The organism is Marinobacter confluentis, from assembly GCF_004785685.1.
Taxonomy (GTDB): Bacteria; Pseudomonadota; Gammaproteobacteria; order Pseudomonadales; family Oleiphilaceae; genus Marinobacter; species Marinobacter confluentis.
In genome coordinates this window covers 1-303 of sequence record NZ_SRPF01000087.1, presented here as the reverse complement: position 1 = coordinate 303, position 303 = coordinate 1, and the positions used below count along the sequence as shown (strand labels likewise).

Annotated in this window: 1 pseudogene; it reads left to right on the top strand. The window is 51.8% G+C overall.

From position 1 onward, the window contains the following. Positions 1 to 167 (top strand): annotated as a pseudogene (locus tag E5Q11_RS18060) (malate synthase G); the annotation flags it as partial. Positions 168 to 303: the final 136 nt, after the last annotated feature.

Here is a 303-nt window from a genome sequence, read left to right as displayed (position 1 = left end):
ATGCGAATGATCCGACCTATCGCAGCATGGCGCCGGATTTCGATAGTAGCATTGCCTTCCAGGCCGCTATGGATCTGGTACTGAAGGGGCGTGAACAGCCGAACGGCTACACCGAGCCGCTTCTGCACGCTTATCGTCTCAAGGCCAAAGAGAAGTTTGGCCAGTAAGTTCTGTCCTGACTTGCAGAACCCGCCCGCCGTGGCGGGTTTTTTTATGTCTGTGGATTAAAAATTTGCAGGACTGAGAGGCAGATCACCCTTCACCGCTATTCGTGTTTTAGTTCGCCGTAAGTGTTGGTATTAA